Here is a 20768-nt window from a genome sequence, read left to right on the forward strand (position 1 = left end):
ATTCCCCATCGGTCTAGGCCAGAGTCTGCGCGACTGCCATCGGGACGGCTACCCTCTCGGGGTTTACCTCGGAAGAACCGTCATTTGCGTCCGGGACAGTGGCTGTTGTTTTTGGGAGCGTCGATCCTGCTGCACGCGATCGCGTTTTGGACGTGGGAGTGGCAGGAAAAACACCGATCGAGCGAGGCGATCGCGCCACCGGAGTTCGAGCCGATCGAGTTCGTAACCGTACCGAACACAACAACAGACCCGCCGCCAGACACCGAGCGCATCGCCGCAGCAAATGCCGTGGAGAGCGGCCGCACCGAGCGGGAACCGTTGCCCCCAACCGCTGCCGCCGTGGCACCAACGGCGCCAGCACCCCAGGTCAGCGCGTCGTCACCATCGTCCTCGAGTGCCCCGCCGGTGAGTCCTCCACCGCCAGAGCCACCAGCACCAACGCCACTGCCAGTCGAGCGGACCTCCCGTCCCGAACCGCAACCATCGACGCGCCAACGTCCGGAACCCACCTCCCCGCCTGTCGCAGGAGTGCCCGCAACCCTCCGGCAACCCGAGCGCGTAACGCAACCGCAGCCCGAACCAACACCCGAACCAGCGCTCGAGCCACAACCGCCGTTGCGGTCGCGCCCGACTGTTCGCCCCGAGCCGTTGCCGTCCGCGCGACCGGCAGTTCCGACACCAGTGCCCGAGCCGTCCCGGCAACAACCGCAGCCCGCACCGGAACGACCCGCACCTCAGATCGCCCGCCCGCCCGTACCCACAGCACCCGCAACCGAATTACCAGCGGCGGCACTCACACCTCAGCCGCTGGTAAGGGAAGCGCCAGCAGCAACATCACCCGCGACCGAGTCGCCCGCTACACCTCTCGCTGAAACTCCCGAGAGCTCGAATGGATTGCTGGGCGGACCGATCGCACGCAGCCTCGACGAAGAGGGCACTAGCGAGTTTTTTAATCCGCCCGCCGGGAGCGATCGCGCCGCCGAGACGCCTCAAAGCACGGCCGCTCGCCAAGATATCGACCTCGGCCCCTATCTAAGCGAACTGCAGCGGCGCGTGCGGCGGAATTGGCAGCCGAGCAGTCCCCGACGCGATCGCCAAACGCTGATCCAATTTCAAATCGCTCGGAACGGACAGATCCGCAACCTGCGGGTCGTTCAAACCTCGGGATCGCCGATTGTCGATCGCGAAACCCTGGAAGCGATTGAGCGGGCGGCACCCTTTCCACCGCTACCTAGCGGGTTTCACCAGGAAGCGTTGAATGTTAACTTTAGTTTCAACATTCACATCACGGAAAACGACCGGCCCTCTTTACGATTGGGACCGTCGTAATAATCATGATGTTGGGCGAGCGCGATCCTTAGTCGGACTCGGCAAGTAATGGCAACTCTCTACAGGCAACGAATACGGATAGTCCCTAAAGACAATTGGCGCGCCGAACAGATTGTGAACTAACGGCGGTAAGGTCACTGTGGGCAGTGCTTGAGCTGCTTAGCTCTCGTGCATTTTGTCTGCGAGCGCGCGCTCTTTTCGGTGCGAATCGCCGGCGCCATCAAGCGATGGCGCGCAATATTGTCGCTATCAATTTCCAACCCTCGACCGCGATAGCCTGCAAGCCAACTTGGGGCGGCGATTGCTGCGGACAATGCAGCAGGGGACAATCGCGCAAGCTGATACTGAGACCATCCACGACTACGTGGGGGCAGCAATGGATTGGTTGCGTCAGTTACCCGGAGTGAGTCTGACGATCGCTGCCGATCCACCCAGAGAGAACTAGCTGGGCGCGATCGCTACAGCGCCACTTCATCGACCCGGGCGAGCGCCTCGCGCCAGTCCGACGCCAGCTCCGACACTGCGGGCGACTGGCGTTGGCAGCGGCTGGCGAAGGCGCAGGTGGCACAAAGGCTGCTCGACTCCGGCACCTGCGGAAACAATGTCCCGTGGCTGTCGTAGGCTTGCTGCCATTGCGTCAAATTGGTTAACAGCTCGGTTAATTCCCGCTGGGTGGTGGCGTGCTGCTCGCGGTTGTAGGCGATCGCGAACTGTTGCGGCGTTGCTGGTGGCTTGACAAACCAATAAACAAACTCGATTTGCTCCGGAGCATATTCGCAGGTTTCCGCCAACACGAACAGGTATAGCCGTGTTTGCCAACTTTCAACGAGCTGTTGCCGCCGACTGCTCGGCGGTTGCAAGTAAGTTTTCCAGTCCAGTATTCGCGCGCGCTCGCGGCTGGCAAGCAATAAGTCAAACACGACCGTCAGTAAATATCCGGCAAACTCCAGCGTTCGCAAGTGCTCTGCTGCCCGCCACGTTCCCGACTGGGTCGACAGCAGCTCCGAGGCGGACTCGGTCAAGGCTGCAATTGCTGCCCCGAACTCGTCGTCCTCTGGTAGCACCGACGCGATCGGCAAGCCCAACTCGCGCTGTTGCATCAGCAGGTGAAACCGTTTGCCCCAGGCCAGGCGATCGCTCTGAACTAAGTTTGCCGGGGCTTGCAAACGATCGAGGTAGGCATGTTGGAACTTGCGCGGGCAAGCTGCCAGCAAGTTCAAATGACCTTGCGACAAACGCGGGAGCACTACTTCAGACACGACCTAAACCACAGCGAGCGGGCAAATAAGCGATCGCCGCATCTAACCGCGCCAATCCCGAGCGAGCGCGATGCTGGCGACGCCAACTCAAACAACTCAGCGCTTTTCCTTTTCTTTGGTTAACACGAAGAGACTGCCGTTGTTGCCGCGCCCGATCCGCAAGTCCTCGTCGAGGTAGGTAATTTCCAGCCAACCTTGGCGATCGCGATCCTCGATCGGAAAGTCGAACGGCGGAAAGTGCTTACCTGTCTCTAACTGCCGGACGAATTCCTGTGGGTTGCGGTAGCTGACGAGCCGTTGCAGTCCGACTATCGAGCGTTGAAACTTCACGTTGACGCGTCGCTCTGATAAGGGCGAGTACGTTGCTACCACGGTCACCAGACTTTCTAAAAACGGTACGCCGACAATTTCTGCAATGTTATAAATGCGCGCGTTGTTGCTATGAATGCATTGGTAAATCTGTCCCGGCTGCAGCAGCGGCAGGCGATCGAACCCCAGCAAGTCTTTACTTGTGGTGTAGAGCAAGCGCCAGTTCCCTGCGAGCAAATCAGGCCGCGCCAGTGGTTGCGGCGTCGGATTGAGATCTTCGAGCTGCGCGATCGACGCAAGAAGCGCCACTTTCTCAAGCTCATTCGCAAGCAAGCCGCGATTTTTCCCTGCAAGGGCGCCAAGCAATTCCGCTTTCTTCGAGATAGCTGGAGCAGATTCGGGCATGGATTAACAACGAAATGGGAACAATTGAGCCATAACAGCGATGCGGCAAGAAACAACTTTCTGCAACATCGATATCGATTCTGAGTGCGATCGGGCCAATGCAGTTCGGACTGAACAAGCAGTCGATACAAGCAGTCGAACTTTTTCTAAGTTGGCACGTTCGCCCGAACCTTGTGGGATAAGTTTTCTAAAGTCCCGGACGTGCCGATCGCATTGGATCGAACGTGCTACCAACGTCTGGCAGAGACTGGCATGCAAACTTTCAAAGTTCTCCCGGCCTTTATCCTTTGGGCTGTCATGGCCAGCGAAACGTTCGCTCGCGCGACCCCGGCAGCGAGCGAGGCGGTCAGCCCCGACTGCCTCGTCGACGATCCAGACGGCAGTGTCCGCGAGGATCGTGCCCTCACACGCGCCGAATTTGCTGCTGGCTTAGATGCTTGCCTGCAATGGTTGGAAGAACGGGTCGGCCAACCCAGCAACGCGGGGGTCACGCGCGCAGATCTTGAAGACGTGCAACGGTAACTGGAGCAGTTGCGCGAGTGCTTGGGGGACACGAACGCTGTTGTGCAGGAACTGCAACCTCAGCAAGACCCACACCCTTGACGAACCGCACATCGATCCGCAGGTAATAGCTCTGCAGGTATTATCTGCAGGTAGTAGCAGTCAACTGCCGGAGCAAACGCGATCGCCTCGCACTCGGTCTCGCCCGACCGCGATCGCGCACCGACCGCACTCGCTTGTCCCAACCAACCATGCCCGACCGTGCCCAACCCGTCGACCTTTATTTCATTCGCCACGGAATCGCTGCCGATCGTGCCGACTACACTCGCGATGCCGACCGCCCCTTAACCAATCGCGGTCGCGAGCGCACGACGCGCGTTGCTAGTCGCCTCTTGGAGCTTGACATCCACTTCGATCGCCTGCTGACCAGCCCGCTCGTCCGCGCCCGACAAACTGCCGACATCTTAAAGGACCTCGGGTTGGGCACGACCGTCGAAATCCATCCCGCCCTGGCTCCCGGCGGCGCGATCGCCGACTGGCTGACCTGGTGGGAGCAGCGGCCGTCTGGCTCGAATACTGCTGCTCCGGCGATCGCTCTCGTCGGTCACCAACCGGACCTCGGGGAGTGGGCCGAGACAATGGTTTGGGGTACCGCGTGCGGGAAGCTGCCGATTAAGAAAGCTGGCATCGTTTGCATCCGCATTCCGGCGGCAGCCGACCCGCGTGGCCGCGGTGAATTGCTCTTGGCAGTTGGTCCGAAGTGGATACTGCCCAGCCCGCTCTGAAGCGCGCAACTACTCTGAAGTCCACAACTACCCGTCGCGCGGTATGTCTTAACGACAACGGCCGCAACGTTATGCTGTAAGTTGTCTTCAAACCCACATTTTCATCACTGCCATCAATCTGGGACGCGCCCATGACTGTCAGCTCCATCAACGCCTGCGAGTACATGCCCGGTTTGGAAGGCATTCCGGCCGCGCGATCTAAAATCAGCTTTGTTGATGGCAAGCAAGGCATCTTGGAATACCGCGGCATCCCTGTCGAAGAAATTGCCAAAGCACCTTCTACGACGTTCCTCGAGACCGCTTATTTACTGATTTGGGGCAAGCTACCCACTCGCGTCGAACTCCACGAATTCGAATCTGACATTCGCTACCACCGCCGCGTCAAATACCGCATCCGGGACATGATGAAATGCTTCCCGGAATCGGGACACCCGATGGACGCATTGCAAGCTTCCGCGGCTGCCCTGGGATTGTTCTATTCACGCCGTGCCCTTGACGATCCGCAGTACATCCGTCAGGCGGTCGTGCGCTTATTAGCTAAAATCCCAACGATGGTAGCGGCGTTTCAACTTATCCGCGAAGGCAACGACCCCATCCAGCCTAACGACGATCTCGATTACTCCACTAATTTTCTCTACATGCTGACCGAGCGCATCCCCGATCCGCTTGCCGCTCGCATCTTTGATATCTGCTTGACTCTGCACGCCGAACATACGATTAACGCCTCTACGTTCTCGGCAATGGTAACTGCATCAACCCTTACCGATCCCTATGCTGTTGTTGCATCTGCCGTCGGCACCTTGGCTGGTCCCCTGCACGGTGGTGCCAACGAAGAAGTAATTGCCATGCTTGAAGACATGGGTTCGCCAGAAAACATTCGCCCCTACATCGATCGCTGCTTGGCAGAAAAGAAACGCATTATGGGCTTCGGGCACCGCGTTTACAAGGTCAAAGACCCACGCGCTAGTATTTTGCAAGGTCTTGCCGAACAACTCTTCAATAAAATCGGTCACGATCGCCTTTATGACATCGCCGTCGAGATGGAGCATGTCGTCGAAGAGAAGCTCGGACATAAGGGCATTTACGCCAACGTTGATTTTTACTCCGGTCTGGTTTATCGACGGCTGGGCATCCCCACCGATCTCTTCACGCCGATCTTCGCGATCGCGCGCGTCGCCGGTTGGTTGGCGCACTGGAAAGAGCAACTGGCCGTTAACCGTATATTCCGCCCGACCCAGCAGTATATCGGCCAGCACGGGTTGCCCTACGTGCCCGTCACAGAACGCTAGACAATCGCGCGGCGCAACTGTTGAAGTCACTCTATTCTGTCAATTAACAGAAACCCCGGCAGGCGCGTCGCTGCGGGAACAGAGGACGATATACTTAACCTGGTGCGGTCGGTAAAGAAACATTACGCGCCCTAACTGTAGCGGGTTGCTGCGCGCACCCGACGCGGCGCCAGCTGCGGCGATATCGGTGCCGCCGTTTGATTGACTACCGCGAATTTGAGTATCCATCGCGAGCGCGAACAGCAAGCGGAACGTTTATGACTTCTGGAATCGACCTTCAAGGAAGCTTTATCGACTCGTTGCGGGCAGTCGGACTGCCACCAGGGGCTGCTAAGGCTCTGTGGATGCCACTGCCAATGGCCTTGGCGATCGTGATCGCGATCGTGGGCGTACTGGTGGTGGTTTGGCTGGAGCGCAAGATTTCTGCCGCCGTGCAACAGCGTATCGGTCCGGAGTACGCCGGTCCGCTGGGAGTTCTGCAACCCGTTGCCGACGGCATCAAACTCGTCTTCAAAGAAGACATCGTTCCGGCGAAAGCCGACCCATGGCTGTTCACCCTCGGGCCCGTCTTGGTGGTCGTACCGGTTTTCTTCGTGTATGCGATCGTGCCCTTTGGTCAGAACTTGGTTGTCACCAACCTAACCATCGGTATCTTCGTATGGGTGTCCCTCTCTAGCCTCGCACCCATTGGCCTGCTGATGTCAGGCTATGCCTCGAACAACAAGTACGCATTACTTGGGGGATTGCGGGCAGCAGCGCAGTCGATCAGCTACGAGATTCCCCTGGCACTAGCCGTGTTGGCGATCGCGCTGATGTCCAACAGTCTCAGCACTGTTGATATCGTCCAGCAGCAAGCCGGTGTCGGCATCCTCGGTTGGAATATTTGGCGGCAGCCGATCGGCTTCCTCATTTTTTGGATCGCTGCCCTTGCCGAGTGCGAACGCTTGCCGTTCGACCTGCCAGAAGCTGAAGAAGAGTTGGTCGCCGGTTATCAAACCGAATATTCGGGCATTCGCTTCGCCCTGTTCTATCTCGGCTCCTACGTAAACCTGGTCCTCTCTGCCCTGCTGTTCGCGGTTCTCTATCTGGGTGGCTGGGAATTTCCTTTACCGCTGGACCGATTCGCCGACTGGTTTGGCGTTAGCCCGGAGACCTCCTTCATCCAGTTTGTAACGGCAGCATTGGGCATCCTGATGACGCTGTTCAAGGCTTACCTGCTGATTTTCCTGGCCGTGTTACTGCGTTGGACCGTACCCCGCGTCCGCATCGACCAGTTGCTGGACTTGGGTTGGAAATTCCTTTTGCCGGTCTCGCTCGTCAACCTACTGCTGACGGCAGCGCTCAAGCTATCATTCCCAGCATATTTTGGCGGCTAGCGACGCATTCGCCATCTCTACCAACCTGCACTCACCTGCGCCCACACCATCGGCTTACGGACACCTGACAATCATGTTTAACCTGCTCAAGCAAGTCGGCGACTACGCTAAAGGCACGTTTCAAGCCGCCAAGTACATCGGTCAGGGGCTTGCGGTCACCTTCGACCACATGAGCCGCCGTCCGGTAACAGTGCAGTATCCGTACGAAAAGTTAATTCCATCCGAGCGCTATCGCGGGCGCATTCACTTCGAGTTCGATAAGTGCATTGCCTGCGAGGTCTGCGTTCGCGTCTGCCCGATCAACTTACCCGTCGTCGATTGGGTTTTCGATAAGCAATCTAAAAAGAAGAAGCTCGATCACTACAGCATTGACTTTGGCGTTTGTATCTTCTGCGGTAACTGCGTCGAGTACTGCCCGACCAACTGCCTCTCGATGACTGAAGAGTACGAGCTGGCTGCGTACGATCGCCACGAGTTGAACTACGATAATGTCGCGCTCAGTCGTCTCCCATACAAGGTCACTCAAGACCCTGCCGTAACGCCACTGCGCGAATTTGCATACCTGCCGGCTGGGGTTGTCGACCCCCACGACTTGCCAGCTGGCAGCCAGCGAGCGGGTCGGCACCCACAGGATCTCGTTGCCGAACTGAAGGCGCAGCCGGCTACTTCACCGTCGGGACCCGAAACACCAGAGGCACCCAACAACAAGGAGTAATCTCCACGCGGCATTGCAAGCGTTCTTGCTTGCGATGTCGTACCGATCGCGTTCCGAGCGCTTAAACTCAGATGAGCGTGGGGACAACTACCGACAAACTCGATCCGGAGGAAAAGGCAAGGCAGTGAACTTAGCAGAAGGCGTCCAACTCGTAACGTTCTTTATCTTGGCAGTGCTGATGGTCGTCACGGCTATGGGCGTAGTATTGCTGCAGAACATTGTCTATTCTGCATTTTTGCTCGGCGGCGTATTCGTCAGCATCTCCGGGTTGTACCTGCTCTTGAACGCAGACTTCGTTGCGGCAGCGCAGATTTTGATCTACGTCGGGGCAGTGAACGTCCTAATTTTGTTTGCGATCATGCTCGTGAACAAGCGCGAAGAATTTCCAGCTACGACGCGCAGCTGGGTTCGACGCGGAGCGACCGCATTGGTCTGTGCTGGACTGTTTGCGTTGCTGAGCGCGATGATCCTGACGACACCGTGGTCGACAGCAGGCGGTTTTGCTGCCGAGGGTTCGATCGTCGCCATTGGGCAGCACTTCTTCAGCGATTACTTACTGCCTTTTGAGTTGGCGTCGGTGTTGCTGTTGATGGCAATGGTTGGCGCGATCGTTCTCGCTCGCCGCGACTTGATCCCAGATGTGCCGGCTGAGGGCATGCAGCCAAAAGCTTTCACGCTACAGGAACGCCCGCGCGAGTTGATCGGGGTTGGTAATAATACGCCGTCCGTTCCCGAAGAATAACTATTCCGTATTCCGATCGCGCTAACTGCAGCAGCTACGTTGAATTTGCCAATAGAAAGCACCATTCCACAAGCATCATGCAAAATATCGAAGGCATCCTTCACCTGGAATACTTCCTATTGCTGGCAGCAGCGCTGTTCTGCATCGGCATCTACGGACTCGTAACCAGCCGAAACGTCGTACGGGTTTTGATGTCGGTCGAACTGTTGCTCAATGCTGTCAACATCAACTTGATGGGGTTTTCGAACTTCATCGATCCTGTTGGTATCAGGGGGCAGGTCTTTGCCGTGTTCGTGATTACGGTGGCAGCCGCAGAGGCAGCAGTCGGGCTGGCGATCGTGCTGGCAATATATCGCAACCGCAACACGGTTGATATGGAACAGTTCAACTTACTAAAGTGGTAGCGCCGCCTAGTCAGCGGTTGCTGGCTGCATCTCCAGCCAAGCAGCTTTCGCAATTTCGCGCGATCGCTGGCTGGGGCTAAACTGAACGGGTCAGCTCGGAGCATGAGGTCGCGATGCAACTTTCCCCGCAAGAGAAGGACAAGTTGATGATTTTTACCGCCGCGTTATTGGCAGAGCGGCGAAAAGCGCGGGGCTTGAAGCTCAATCACCCCGAAGCAGTTGCGTACGTAACGGCAGCGATTTTAGAAGGCGCGCGCGACGGACAGACGGTTGCCGAGCTGATGAGCTATGGCACGACACTACTAACGCGAGCAGACGTCATGGATGGCGTTGCCGAGATGGTCGAGGACGTGCAAGTCGAGGCGACATTTCCCGACGGAACGAAACTTGTAACCGTTCACAATCCAATTCAGTAGCTCGATTCCCAACAACCCAGCAGGGGCGCGGAAAACATCGTGTCGGATTGGAAGCCCTTGGAGTCGACGCGAGCGCATGGCGCTCGGCTGCTGAGCGATTGCGGTTGGCAACCCGAACCTCCAGACGCGATCGCAGCCGTGGAGGCACATCGTCAGGCATAGCGGCCAGAACGCGTCAAAGTGTTGCTCTTGGGCGAGTCGCACATCTACACCTCCGCTGACGACTTGCGCTGGCACGTGCGACGCGATCGCCTGCCGCTGGGAGCACAAGGTACTCCACCAGTCTTTGCACGTCTCGTTTATTGCCTTGGTTACGGCGAAACAGCTTTGCTTGACGGTTTACCGCACCAGCGCAATTCAGGAACCCGGCAATTCTGGGACCTGTTCGGACGGTTAGCTGGTACCGGGCGATCGCCGCGCCGACGAGAGCACCCCATTCTGGAAGCGCGGTTGCAGTGGAAGATCCGAACCCTAGAGATCTTGAGGAACTTGGGAGTTTGGGTTACTGATGCATCACTACATGCCATGTACGCTCCGGGTGGGAAACGGGTGGGCAGTCGCTTGTGCCAGGCGCTGCATCAATCTTGGTGGGAAGGCTACGGAGCGCAGCAGCTTAGCAATCTCGGTCCCCAGAAAGTTTGGATTATCGGTAAAACCGTCGCCGATGTCTGCGATCGCCTGGCAATTCCTTACGACGGATGGATATATCAACCTGGTGCCGGTCGGAGCCCGACGCGCGATCTCACTCGCGGCTGGAAGGAACTACTGGAAGACGTTAGCGCTTTTTAGCAGAGTTGGGAGGCAATGTTCCTTGCACATTCGCGACCTATAAATAGCGACCTATGTATCGGGCTAGGAGACTGAAGCAATTGGCATCGATAACTTGCTGACGGGCTAGGAGAATTCCATCTCAAACGGACGAGCGGCGTCCGAAAGCTCAACATCGGACGGTACATTTCAAATCTCGACAGATTGTATGGCATTCAAGGAGCTGCTACGGACAGTTCAAGTCTACACCGAGGGTGGATCGGGACTTCCATCCTCGGGGGTTGTCCTGACCAACCTTTCCTTTGCCGTATAAAGATACTTGCTAGTTCGCGGTGCCTCAATAAGCGGTTCTTTGTAACGTTAAGGGCTGTATCAAAAACGTTACTACTAGGGGTTTTGAACTCGGCTCGTACTGCTGTGGATTCTGTTCCGGCATCGCAGACCCAGAGTCAATGAATCCTAAACCTAAATTTAGCGTTCCAGTGACTTGAAATCATCCCAAAGGCATATTTATTGAGAATTCAGTTATTAAACTAGGTTTTACTTACAACGCTGCGAACCTCGCACAACTTGGCTACAAACATCCATAACGTATCAAGAATAAACACATCTAGCATCTAGCAAAGAAAGGGAGCGTCCGGACAACTTCCAGAGTGGGATATCCACTAAACGTCCATTTCAGGCTTGAAGTGTTCGAACTAGTGACTCAACTTCTTTAAACTTCGCAAGCTTTTCTACCATCGGGTAGACTTTCCAATCAGCTTCCGCTGCGAGAATGCAAGATACAGGTTTGATAACTGCCTGTAAAACATCATTGCACTCCGCAAAGAGGTAGATATGCCATTTACGATCGAGACGGCCCGTTCTATCTTCCCAAACACTCTATCTGCCGATGCAGTTCCAGCAACGATCGCGCGCTTTAATCAGCTGAGTGCAGAAGATCAGCTCGCTCTCATCTGGTTTGCCTACCTCGAAATGGGCAAATCGATTACAATCGCTGCCCCGGGAGCGGCGAGCATGCAGTTTGCCGAACGTACGCTGAACGAAATTCGGGAGATGTCTTTCCAAGACCAGTCCCAAATGATGTGCGATCTAGCCAACCGTTCCGACACGCCGATTTGTCGGACCTACGCCGTGTGGTCGCCCAATATCAAACTTGGATTTTGGTTTCAACTTGGCGAGTGGATGGAGAACGGAATCGTTGCTCCAATTCCTGAAGGCTACAAGCTTTCGGCTAATGCATCAGCGGTACTTGCTGCGATACGAACCCTCGAATCCGGTCAGCAAATCACGGTGTTGCGCAACATTGTGGTGGACATGGGATACGATCCGAGTAAACTCGGTAGCTACAAAACCGTGTCGGAGCCGGTTGTTCCTCCGACAAGCATTGCTCAACGCACGAAGGTTGCAATTGAGGGAGTCGCGAATGCAACCGTCCTTAACTACATGAACAACATGAATGCAAATGACTTTGACGCGTTGATCGAGTTATTCGCGGATGATGGCGGACTGCAAGCTCCTTTCAACAGACCGATTGTGGGTAAAGCGGCGGTCTTGAAGTTCTTCCGAGAAGAGTGTCAAAACCTCAGACTTACACCCGAGCGGGGCGTAACCGAATCCGCAGAAGAATCCGGGTTTACCCAAGTCAAGGTGACAGGTAAAGTGCAAACACCTTGGTTCGGTGCCAGCGTGGGCATGAACATTGCGTGGCGCTTTTTGTTGGATCCCAACAATAAGATCTTCTTCGTGGCGATCGACCTGTTAGCCTCTCCCCGAGAGTTGATGAATCTAGCGCGCTAAGCCCGCCGTTCGATTCTCTAAAAACCGGAGCAACTGTCCGAGCACGGTCGAGGCGACTGGATTTGCTCTGCGCTCTGAGGCTGTATCCTCAGAGCGCTTTTAAGTCTGGGAAAACTCAGACAATTCAGGTTTCGAGCTTTCCATTGTGCTCCCAGCAACTCGAGCAAATAACTTAGCAAGCACTGCTGGAGTAGGTTCTTGTCACAACCAGTGACGCTAACGCCGAACTCACCTCGGAGTTGAGCAAATGACACTCGGCCCCAAAGATACAGTACCGCCTTGCAGGACAGGCAGCTGGATTTGCCACTCCGCCATCATATTGTTAAGCTATTTTAATAAAAACATTCCAAATCTCTCATTTACAGAATGCTAGATAGTTGTTCGCGGTGGACTCACGCAGAAGAGCAGGTAGCACGGACGGCATTCGACCAGGCCTACCAGCGCGAAACTAAATCCTTGATCGAGGTCGTGCGCGAGCGGGCTGGTGCGATCGCCGAGTTAGATGACATCTGGGCTCTTCACGATTTCCTCAGTGCCAGAAGATTTGACATCGATGGCAAATACGATCGCGAGCAGCCGGGATTGCTCTTTTCTCTCGCTCAGCTTGTGAAGGAGGGATGGTTGCAGCTAGACGACTTACAGGAGCTGGATCCGAATAAGCGTGCCAAAGTGTCTGCCCTGGCCAATATGTAGGCAAGCAGTCTGAAAAAAACCCTGTCGATAGAGACCGCGGCGCTTTGAGCAATCTCATGTGAGTAGTTTGCCCTAAACCTCGAGCGAGCTCCACCATTTCGGTATACTCCGTCATTACCTTTTTGAGCGTGAAACTGTGGTGCGGCGTTTGCGGGCTCCAATGCAGCTCGAACCCCAGATATCTGCACGGGTGGTTGCTATCCTTTTCAAAGAATGCCTTCAGCCTTATCAGAGTCCGCAGTCCGCGCGTCGGGGTGGTTCCTGACGTGTTGGTTATCGGTGTCAAGATCGTAGTTTCGGTCGTCGCGTTGGCGGCGCAGGCGGCCCATTGGAACGGGGATGATGGTGTTGAGGAGCGAGAGCGCTATGCAGGCGGGGACGTCAGGCTTCGGGTGGGACCGGACGAACGGCTGCCCGACGCATCACTGGAGGAGCGGGACGGGCGGCTCCGGTTGAAGGAGCCGCAAGGCGATCGCATGCGACTGGTCTTTGCTCAAGCAGCGCGCCCAAAATCCAAGTGTCAGGAGCGCTCGTGAAGGAAACAACCGTCGAGTTTGCTTGCTTGGGTCGAGTTAGCTCGCTAGAAAGGATGCCGCCGCCGCGATCTAGTAGTGCGATCGCCGCTTACCCGCCATGTCTCAGGACGTTCTTGATGGGATATCTTCACCAAAACCCTTAACATTCGCAACCTGCATCTGACGGCCCTTAATGCCACCCCGATGCCAGTGCGATCGCCTCGCTCGATCTGGGTCAACGCGCTCTATCTATAGAATTAAGCAGACATGATGCATGCTGATGCGTCCGATTTGGCACGCGGTTCTAGGTATTTTTTCGGTAACGAACACCATGTTATTGAGCCAAAGTACCCTGCAAGAGCGCGGCTTAGTTCATCATCTCAAGAATTTCGTCATCGAGAGAGAAGTCGATGTCTTCAGCGTCACGACCGCTAGCAAGATAGTCATTTTGGAATGAATCTCTTAAACCAGAAAATAAATCATACTCCGGTTGCCAATCGAGGAGTGTTTTTGCTTTAGAGATGCTGGTGAAGAAATGGCGAACGCGCAGTGGAAAGGCTTTGCGCTTGCCAAAATCAAACCGTTTGGGATCGTAATGCACGAGTTCGAGTTCCTCAGGATCCTTGCCGGCTGCAACGGCACATGCACGCGCCAGTCCGTCAAATGTAACCGTACGTTCGCCAGAGATATTAAAAATGTCGCCAACCGCTCGCGGGTTGTCGAGTATGGCAACCATTGCCTGGACCAAATCGGAAACATGACCGAACTGCGTCAAATGCAATCCATTGCCGGGAATGGGCAGCGGGCGATCACGGACAATGCGGTCGAAGAACCAAGCTTCCAGATCGTTATAGTTCTGGGGTCCGTAGATATAAACCGGGCGCACGGAGGACCAGGGAAGATCCGATTCTGCAAGGAGTGACTCAGTTTCGTACTTGCCGCGGTGGCGGCTTTTGGGATCGACTGCATCGCCTTCAATATGGGGCATTGTGTCCGACGGTAGGTAGACTCCCGCAGAACTGACATAAATGAAGTGACGGAGGCGATCGCCAAACAGCTCCACAAGCGGTTGCGTATCGACTGCTTCTCGACCGTTGTTGTCAAAAACCGCGTCAAATTCTTTGCCAGCTAACGCTTCTTTGAGTTGCCGAACGTCTTTGCGATCGCCGCGTACCGTTTCGACACCGGCCACAGGAGTGGGCTTGTTCCCGCGGTTAAACAGCGTTACGTCATCGCCGCGCTCGACGAGCAACTTTGTGAGATAAACGCCAATAAACCGAGTTCCACCCATAACTAGAACGCGCATGATCCCTCCCTAGTGGTCCGATCCCTACTCTTGCGTACAGGCTATCCTCGCAGAAGAGCAGCATTAAGAGCAAGCACGTCTGATTCTGCAAACAATTGCACGTGGGACCGAGAAGATAACCGAAAGAACTGGTGTCGCGCCATGATGCAAACAAATGCCCAAGAGACCGGGTAAGGCAGAGTCAGTTTGCTGGCACTATCCAAGTCAGCTTCAAGGCGTGGTATGGAACTACCTGGTTGACGTTATGACGAGCGCGCGACCGTAAACGTCAAGCGTGCCAACATGTAGCTATCCTTGACAGAAATGCAAATGCCAAATCTAGAGCGATAAACTGTCTGATAACTCTACTGCCACAATTGTCACTAGTACTCCCTGCGACAGAATCATTATCGAGGTGAAGGTCTCAAGCGATCGCAGCTGTCCGCTCGTCAATCCATGTTTGCAGAATTGGATTGACGATGTCTGGGGCTTCATCCTGCGGACAGTGACCGAGTCCTGCAAGGGAAACAAAGCGCTCGACTGTCGGCGAGCCCTCAACCACCGCGCGTCCGAGGGCAATCGGTTCCCATGGATCGTTTTCGCCCCACAACACGATTGTCGGACAGGATAACTCGGGTAATAAATCCTCGGGCAACGGTCCCTGGGAATAACGAACAAACGAGAGGAAAACGTCTGCTGCGCCGGGGGTTCGAGCGGGTTCGAGAATCAATTCAACCAACTCGTCTGTGACTGCGTCCGGACGCCCGTAGGCTTCGAGCAGCAAACGCCGGACGACGGCAGGACGTGCGATGCGCTGAAAAAAGAAATGCCCGATCGGTTTACTAGCCAAGAGCTTTTGGACGATTGGTGCGCCGAAGCTGCGATACCACGGCAATGTCGCGCGTTTGCGATCGTGCAATAAGCGCAGCGAGACGTTCAGCATTGCAACCCCGCGCGCAAGGTCCGGTGCATCTACAGCCGCTTGCATCGCAGCAATGCAACCAATCGAATTGCCAATCAGAAAGGCCGGTTCGCCGACAACGTCGCGACAAAAATCGACGATTTGCTGCCCCCAGGTCTCAAATGTGTAGGCAACATCGCCACCGGGCTGCGGTTTATCCGACGCGCCAAAGCCGAGCAAGTCGATTGCGTAGCAGCGGCAAGTGACTCCCAACACGGGCAGGTTTTTACGCCAGTGCCCCGACGACGCACCAAATCCGTGAACGCACACTACTGCTGGACCGCGATCGCCGCAAACCCGATAGCCAATTTTCATCCCGCGCCAGGTCCAGATAGCTCTTTCTATCGACTCCGTGGCATCCGATGCCCTTGCTAAATTTGCATTCACGGTGATTGCCTGCGTGCGGATTTTACACTTCTTTACATTAACGTCCCCGATCGACTCTGGTGTCGAAATGGAGCTCTGAGAGCGCCAAAACAAACGAGTTGAACTGCCCGCATGCTTTCACAAGCTGCCGAGCCAAACGCCGCCGCCTCGATCTTTTGCAGGAGGTTGCAGATTGCAACTCCCGCTGTATTTGCTCGCTATCCGAGCAGCTTGCGACTGCAATGACGAGAAAGATCTGTTCGGTCCAGCACTCCATGCCACACCTTCATGCTCCTTGCCATCGCGAATCCGGGCAATACGGTCGCGCGTTCGAGGTTTTCGGTCAATCGATTCGGCCGCGCTTTGGCTGTCCAATAGAGACGATCTACTACTGTTTGGCTCGGGCAGGTGCATTGAGAACCGCTGAAAATAGGTCGCTTGAGCACCTGTTTGGAATCGTTGCTAGAGAGTATCTGTAAACGAAGGATTAAGCCAGGAGTCGAGTCAGAATTACCAGCAACATTGATAGGGAATTGTCATTAGACGAGCGGGGTAAACACAATAGCAATCAGGCTCTGAAGATTGCTCGCTTGCTGCGTCACCAGACTGATGGCGTAAATCCCGTGCTCTTAACTGTCGCTCGCAGGCTTGCGCGCTTTCTCGGATGTAGTTGTTCGGATTAGTGGAAAAATAAGGAAGATTCAGTAATTACGCTTAGTCTCCCCCGACACTCGCGCGAATCAATTATCATTTCTGTATTAGAGCTGTCAAGCTCACACGGGCTGGCACTTCCAGACAGCGATCGCTTCCTCGTCGTCGGGTTGCCCCGGCACAAGTGGAACTCGCCCTGCAAGGTGCTCCGTTGGAACACCTTGCTATCTTCTCCGCGATCGTGCAGACTCAGCATGCAGCGTCTATCCCATAGTCATGGTCGAGCGAGTTGTCGGCGGACACTACAAAATCGTACAAGAACTCGGGCGCGGGGCATTTGGGCAGACGTTTTTGGCACAGGATTTAGAAAACCCCACCTATCCGCGCTGCGTTGTCAAAGAGCTCAAACCCTTAGCTGACGACGAGCTGACGTTGCGCGAAGCCAAGCGCTTGTTCGCGATCGAAGCACAGGTTCTGGCGAAGCTGGGCGACCACCCGCAGGTTCCCGAGCTACTGGCGTTCTACCAAGACGAGTTCTACCTCGTTCAGGAGTATATCGACGGCCACGATCTCAGCAAGGAGATTGAGTCCGGGCAGTCGATGTCTGAGGAAAATGTCGTCAAGCTCTTACGCGACATTTTGCCCGTCCTCGAATTTATCCACGACAAAAACGTAATCCATCGCGACCTCAAACCCTCGAATATCCGCCGCCGTAAGGACGGTCAAGTCGTCTTGATCGACTTTGGTGCGGTCAAAGAAATTAAGACTATCGTCTTGAGCGCGACTGGCCAACCCAAACCCAGTATTGTTGCCGGTACCCAGGGATACATGCCGCCCGAGCAGCTGCGCGGTCGTCCCCGTCCGAACAGCGATTTATATGCACTCGGGTTAATTGCAATTCAAGCTCTCACGGGCAAGTCGCCGATGCAGCTTGAGGAGGACTTGCACACGGGTGATATTGTCTGGCGGCATTACGCCCCTCAGGTGTCGGCTGGCTTGAGTGACGTCCTCGATCGCATGATTCGCTCCGACTTCACCGAGCGTTTTCAATGTGCCCGGGAGGTGCTCGACGAACTAGAAGCGAATATTCAAACTCGCGTCCTCCGCAAGCTCAAGCGCTCTGTCGTTGGTAAGAAGCGCCGGCGGCGGTGGTGGCCGACGATTGCCGCCGGTGCAGTTGTAGCAGCTGGCATTGGTCTTTTCCCATTCGGTCAGGCGATCGTGCGTTACAACCAAGCCAATGCGCTGGCACTGGACGGGAAATACCGAGAAGCGCTTGACGTTTACGACCGCGTGTTAGAGACCTTCCCGAATGCCGCGCGGGCATGGCTCAATAAAGGCTTTATGTACTCGCAGCTGAAGCTTTTTGAAGAGCAGCTCGACGCGTGCGAGCACGCGCTGGAAAGCGATCCGGAGATGGTCGAGGCATTTAACTGTAAGGGGCTTGCCCTGCAGCGTCTGGGGAAAAGTGAAGAAGCCGTCGCTATGTTCGTTCGCACTGTCGAACTCGACTCCCAGTTCTATCAAGCCTGGAACAATAAGGGCGAGGCGCTCATGACCCTGGGCCGGCCACAAGAAGCTCTCGACGCATTCGATCGCGCGAAGCAGTACAATCCCGACTACCTATTTGCTTGGAACAACCGCGGAAATGCCCTGGTGCAGCTCGAACGCTACGCCGAGGCGGTCGCATCCTACAGTGCTGCCATCAAAATCGATGCGTCATATCCTTATGCCTGGAACGGCCGTGGCGTTGCTAAGCGCGAACAGCAGCGCTACGAAAGGGCGCTCGAGGATTTTACAGAAGCGACTCGACTCGACCGAGGCTTCTACGAGGCTTGGTACAACCAAGGGCTAGCGCTACTCGCGCTCGAACGGTTGGAAGGGGCCCTCGATGCCCTCGACACAGCAATTGCGGTCAAGCCCGACTATCGAGCTGCCATTGTGCGCCGAGAGGAAGTCCTCGAACAACTCGGCCAATAGCGATCGCCCTGACATCTGAATGCCGCTAGCTCTTCCCCAAGCCCTGGGAGTTTTCGGCGCAAGGGTTGCAAACGCGGTGTCTTGAGAAGACCTTGCCATCAACCGGTCATGTCTGGAAAGCTCGCGCCAGCCCTGCAGGCGTAATGGGTCGAATGCGAGCAGACCGGGTCCGAACCAACTGGCGACGGGGTACCCGCCAAGGGAACGAGCTCCTGCAGGCGGGAAAGACATCCAGCTATAATGCCCTGTGAATGGACGGGCAGAGGGATAAAACGTGGACGTTAAGGTGATTTTGCTGGCACTTTCGCCGGTTTTTGTGCTTGCATGCCTGTTCTTTGGAACCAAGAACGGATTCTACGACTCGGATAACTACCACGGCAACGGCTCGGCGCACTAGTCAGTCGTCCGACCCGGGCAAAACGGTTCCATTCAGTGCCAAGCGCCGAGATTTGATGGCGGCTGCGTGTCAGGTGTATTCCTAACGGACTCCCCTCGCGGGTCCCATTTGCACGGCGATAACGCATGACTCGACGCTTCCATAACGCAGGTACCCTACCGACGCCTCTGGCCTGCTTGCCCTATGCAGTTGGGCGAGACGAAGAGGTTGGGTTTTGTCTGTTAGTGAAAATGGGTCCGCATCGAATTTTGCTTGACTGCGGCCTGTCCGACCCACTACGTTATTTCAACGGACCGCCAGCCGATTGGGTTCTCTGCACCCATGCCCGACCAGAACGCGCGCGCGGTATGTTGGCGCTTCACGAAGCCTTTCCTTCTCTCCCGATTGCTGCTAGTGAAGCGACTGCCAGTCTCTTACCGCTAAACTGGCCCGAGCGCGATGCAATATCAGGATTTTGCCGGTCGCTGCCTTGGCAGGTGCCGATCGTCTGCAGCGACGATCTCAGCATTGAATTATTTCCTGCTGGTTTTCTCCCCGGTGCCGCTGCCATTTCCCTTACCTATACTGCACCGGACCGCCCGTACCGCTTTTTCTATACAAGCGACTTCTTTTTATCGAATTCGCGCTTGGCTGACGGGCTTTCAATCGAATCCGTACGCGGTTTAACGCCAGATGTCTTGGTTGTCGAAGGGTATTACGGAACCGCACGCCATCCCCACCGCCGCAAGCAGGAAAACCGCCTCGTCGAACAAATCGCCACTTGGCTGGAGAGCGGCCGGCGCGTGCTATTGCCCGTGGACACCTTCGGAAGTGCGCAAGAGTTGCTGTTCCTGCTGCGATCGCACCATCAGTTTACGGGTCGCGATCTCGATATCTATGCCGAAGAGGCGATCGCGCGGGTTTGCGACGCTTATTTAGAAGTGCTGCCCTTCTTACCGGTGACTGTTCAGAACTTCGCCCACCATCAGCCGCTGTTCTGGGACGAGCGGGTCGGCCCGCGCTTGCAGCGATTCCGCGACCGGCCGGTGGCAGGCGATCGCCGTCCCGATATTGTCCTCGTCGATCGGGCTGGTGACTGGCAGCGCTATTGCCGCAACTCTCCCGATGAATGGGTTGTGTTGCTCCCAGAGCAAGATCCAATTGCCCGTACCGTGTCGCCTACCTGGATAACCGCAACCTACCTGCTCGCCCAACACAGTGATGGCTTGGGGACGATGCAGCTTATTCACAACTTGCGCCCCCAGCACGTCGTCCTAATCGGCGGATCGGCGGCCAACCTCGCCGACCTGACAGCAGCGGAAGAGCTCCAAACTCGCTACCACGTGCACTTGCCGCCTGCCGGGCAGCGCGTGGAGCTTCCCGTGGGGAAAACCTTCGTACAGCCAGCAGCCCCACCCGAGCGCAGCTATGAGGGTGAAGTCCGCGAAGGGAACAATCGCATCGGCATTGTCCTTCCTGCTGCGCTCGCCGACGACCCGCGCTGGCACAATTTTGCCGAAACGGGAATCGTTAGCGCCTGCTGGCAAGGGAATACCCTCGTCCTTCATGGGTTATCTCAACAAGACGTTCTCAATATAGACACGCCCGAGTATCCGCATATCGCCAGTACGCGCTCCTGTAAAACTTGCCGCTATTTCAATAATCGTCGCTGCCGCCAGCCGCGCTCGCCACTCTATACCCTACAGGTACCACCCGAGGGCTACTGCCTTGCCTACGCGCCTGCCCGCGCTGTAGATGCGTAAGCAAGCCGGCACTGCCCCATAAACCCGAAGCATGGGCGTCCTGGTCCCACTATCGGACGATGCAACTTTTAAGCAAACGT

At 56.0% G+C, this 20768-nt stretch carries 22 protein-coding genes; 18 read left to right on the forward strand and 4 right to left on the reverse strand.

Going from position 1 to position 20768, the window contains the following annotated elements:
• Positions 1–84 precede the first annotated feature (84 nt).
• Entirely contained in the window at positions 85–1329 is a 1245-nt protein-coding gene (locus tag KR51_RS09160; protein WP_040655704.1) for an energy transducer TonB, read from the forward strand.
• Between the two features lie 175 nt (positions 1330–1504).
• Positions 1505–1774 carry a hypothetical protein gene (locus KR51_RS19610; RefSeq protein ID WP_156915054.1) on the forward strand — a complete coding sequence of 90 codons (270 nt, stop codon included), beginning with the start codon at positions 1505–1507 and terminating at the stop codon, positions 1772–1774.
• A gap of 13 nt (positions 1775–1787) precedes the next feature.
• Here KR51_RS19610 and KR51_RS09170 read toward each other — a convergent pair whose 3' ends face one another.
• Together KR51_RS09170 and KR51_RS09175 are read right to left on the reverse strand one after the other, a co-directional pair.
• Entirely contained in the window at positions 1788–2588 is an 801-nt protein-coding gene (locus KR51_RS09170; protein WP_022607039.1) for a PD-(D/E)XK nuclease family protein, read from the reverse strand.
• Positions 2589–2684: 96 nt separating this feature from the next.
• Complete coding sequence (locus KR51_RS09175; RefSeq protein WP_040655771.1) at positions 2685–3281, reverse strand: PAP/fibrillin family protein; 597 nt, start codon at positions 3279–3281, stop codon at positions 2685–2687.
• Positions 3282–3554: 273 nt separating this feature from the next.
• On the opposite strand from KR51_RS09175, the gene KR51_RS09180 reads away from it, so the two are divergent.
• The 13 genes from KR51_RS09180 to KR51_RS09240 all read left to right on the forward strand — a co-directional run bounded on the left by KR51_RS09180 (position 3555) and on the right by KR51_RS09240 (position 13327).
• On the forward strand, positions 3555–3824 hold the full coding sequence (locus tag KR51_RS09180) for a hypothetical protein (protein ID WP_022607041.1): 270 nt from the start codon (positions 3555–3557) through the stop codon (positions 3822–3824).
• Between the two features lie 230 nt (positions 3825–4054).
• Positions 4055–4588 (forward strand): phosphohistidine phosphatase SixA, encoded by a 534-nt coding sequence (gene sixA, locus KR51_RS09185; RefSeq protein WP_022607044.1) that lies wholly within the window; start codon positions 4055–4057, stop codon positions 4586–4588.
• Between the two features lie 146 nt (positions 4589–4734).
• Positions 4735–5877: a citrate synthase gene (locus tag KR51_RS09190; protein ID WP_040655773.1), complete on the forward strand. Its 1143-nt coding sequence runs from the start codon at positions 4735–4737 to the stop codon at positions 5875–5877.
• A gap of 257 nt (positions 5878–6134) precedes the next feature.
• Positions 6135–7253: an NADH-quinone oxidoreductase subunit NuoH gene (gene nuoH, locus KR51_RS09200; RefSeq protein WP_022607047.1), complete on the forward strand. Its 1119-nt coding sequence runs from the start codon at positions 6135–6137 to the stop codon at positions 7251–7253.
• Positions 7254–7326: 73 nt separating this feature from the next.
• The gene (gene ndhI / locus KR51_RS09205; RefSeq protein WP_022607049.1) at positions 7327–7968 is read left to right on the forward strand and encodes an NAD(P)H-quinone oxidoreductase subunit I; all 642 of its coding nucleotides are present in this window, start codon (positions 7327–7329) and stop codon (positions 7966–7968) included.
• 124 nt (positions 7969–8092) lie between these two features.
• Positions 8093–8710: an NADH-quinone oxidoreductase subunit J gene (locus KR51_RS09210; RefSeq protein WP_022607051.1), complete on the forward strand. Its 618-nt coding sequence runs from the start codon at positions 8093–8095 to the stop codon at positions 8708–8710.
• Between the two features lie 77 nt (positions 8711–8787).
• Complete coding sequence (nuoK, locus tag KR51_RS09215; RefSeq protein ID WP_022607053.1) at positions 8788–9114, forward strand: NADH-quinone oxidoreductase subunit NuoK; 327 nt, start codon at positions 8788–8790, stop codon at positions 9112–9114.
• A 113-nt stretch (positions 9115–9227) separates the two neighbouring features.
• A complete protein-coding gene (gene ureA / locus KR51_RS09220) occupies positions 9228–9530 on the forward strand; it encodes an urease subunit gamma (protein WP_022607055.1) in 303 nt (100 codons plus the stop codon).
• A 39-nt stretch (positions 9531–9569) separates the two neighbouring features.
• Positions 9570–9692, forward strand: coding sequence for a hypothetical protein (locus KR51_RS20965; protein ID WP_269634905.1), 123 nt, complete (start codon positions 9570–9572; stop codon positions 9690–9692).
• 27 nt (positions 9693–9719) lie between these two features.
• Positions 9720–10319, forward strand: coding sequence for a hypothetical protein (locus KR51_RS09225; RefSeq protein ID WP_156915055.1), 600 nt, complete (start codon positions 9720–9722; stop codon positions 10317–10319).
• A gap of 816 nt (positions 10320–11135) precedes the next feature.
• Positions 11136–12098, forward strand: coding sequence for an orange carotenoid-binding protein (locus tag KR51_RS09230; RefSeq protein ID WP_022607061.1), 963 nt, complete (start codon positions 11136–11138; stop codon positions 12096–12098).
• 366 nt (positions 12099–12464) lie between these two features.
• On the forward strand, positions 12465–12791 hold the full coding sequence (locus tag KR51_RS09235; RefSeq protein ID WP_022607062.1) for a hypothetical protein: 327 nt from the start codon (positions 12465–12467) through the stop codon (positions 12789–12791).
• Positions 12792–12985: 194 nt separating this feature from the next.
• Entirely contained in the window at positions 12986–13327 is a 342-nt protein-coding gene (locus KR51_RS09240) for a hypothetical protein (RefSeq protein ID WP_040655709.1), read from the forward strand.
• A gap of 346 nt (positions 13328–13673) precedes the next feature.
• Here the strand turns inward: KR51_RS09240 and KR51_RS09245 are convergent, their stop codons facing one another.
• Together KR51_RS09245 and KR51_RS09250 are read right to left on the reverse strand one after the other, a co-directional pair.
• A complete protein-coding gene (locus tag KR51_RS09245) occupies positions 13674–14612 on the reverse strand; it encodes an NAD-dependent epimerase/dehydratase family protein (protein ID WP_022607065.1) in 939 nt (312 codons plus the stop codon).
• Between the two features lie 403 nt (positions 14613–15015).
• The gene (locus tag KR51_RS09250) at positions 15016–15867 is read right to left on the reverse strand and encodes an alpha/beta fold hydrolase (RefSeq protein WP_084202429.1); all 852 of its coding nucleotides are present in this window, start codon (positions 15865–15867) and stop codon (positions 15016–15018) included.
• 978 nt (positions 15868–16845) lie between these two features.
• Here KR51_RS09250 and KR51_RS09260 point away from each other — a divergent pair.
• From KR51_RS09260 to KR51_RS09270, 3 genes are all read left to right on the forward strand, one after another.
• Positions 16846–18549, forward strand: coding sequence for a protein kinase domain-containing protein (locus KR51_RS09260; protein WP_022607068.1), 1704 nt, complete (start codon positions 16846–16848; stop codon positions 18547–18549).
• Between the two features lie 274 nt (positions 18550–18823).
• A complete protein-coding gene (locus tag KR51_RS20970; protein ID WP_022607070.1) occupies positions 18824–18946 on the forward strand; it encodes a hypothetical protein in 123 nt (40 codons plus the stop codon).
• Between the two features lie 125 nt (positions 18947–19071).
• Positions 19072–20688, forward strand: coding sequence for an MBL fold metallo-hydrolase (locus KR51_RS09270; RefSeq protein WP_022607072.1), 1617 nt, complete (start codon positions 19072–19074; stop codon positions 20686–20688).
• The last annotated feature ends 80 nt before the right edge of the window (positions 20689–20768 follow it).

Source organism: Rubidibacter lacunae KORDI 51-2, assembly GCF_000473895.1.
Lineage (GTDB): Bacteria > Cyanobacteriota > Cyanobacteriia > Cyanobacteriales > Rubidibacteraceae > Rubidibacter > Rubidibacter lacunae.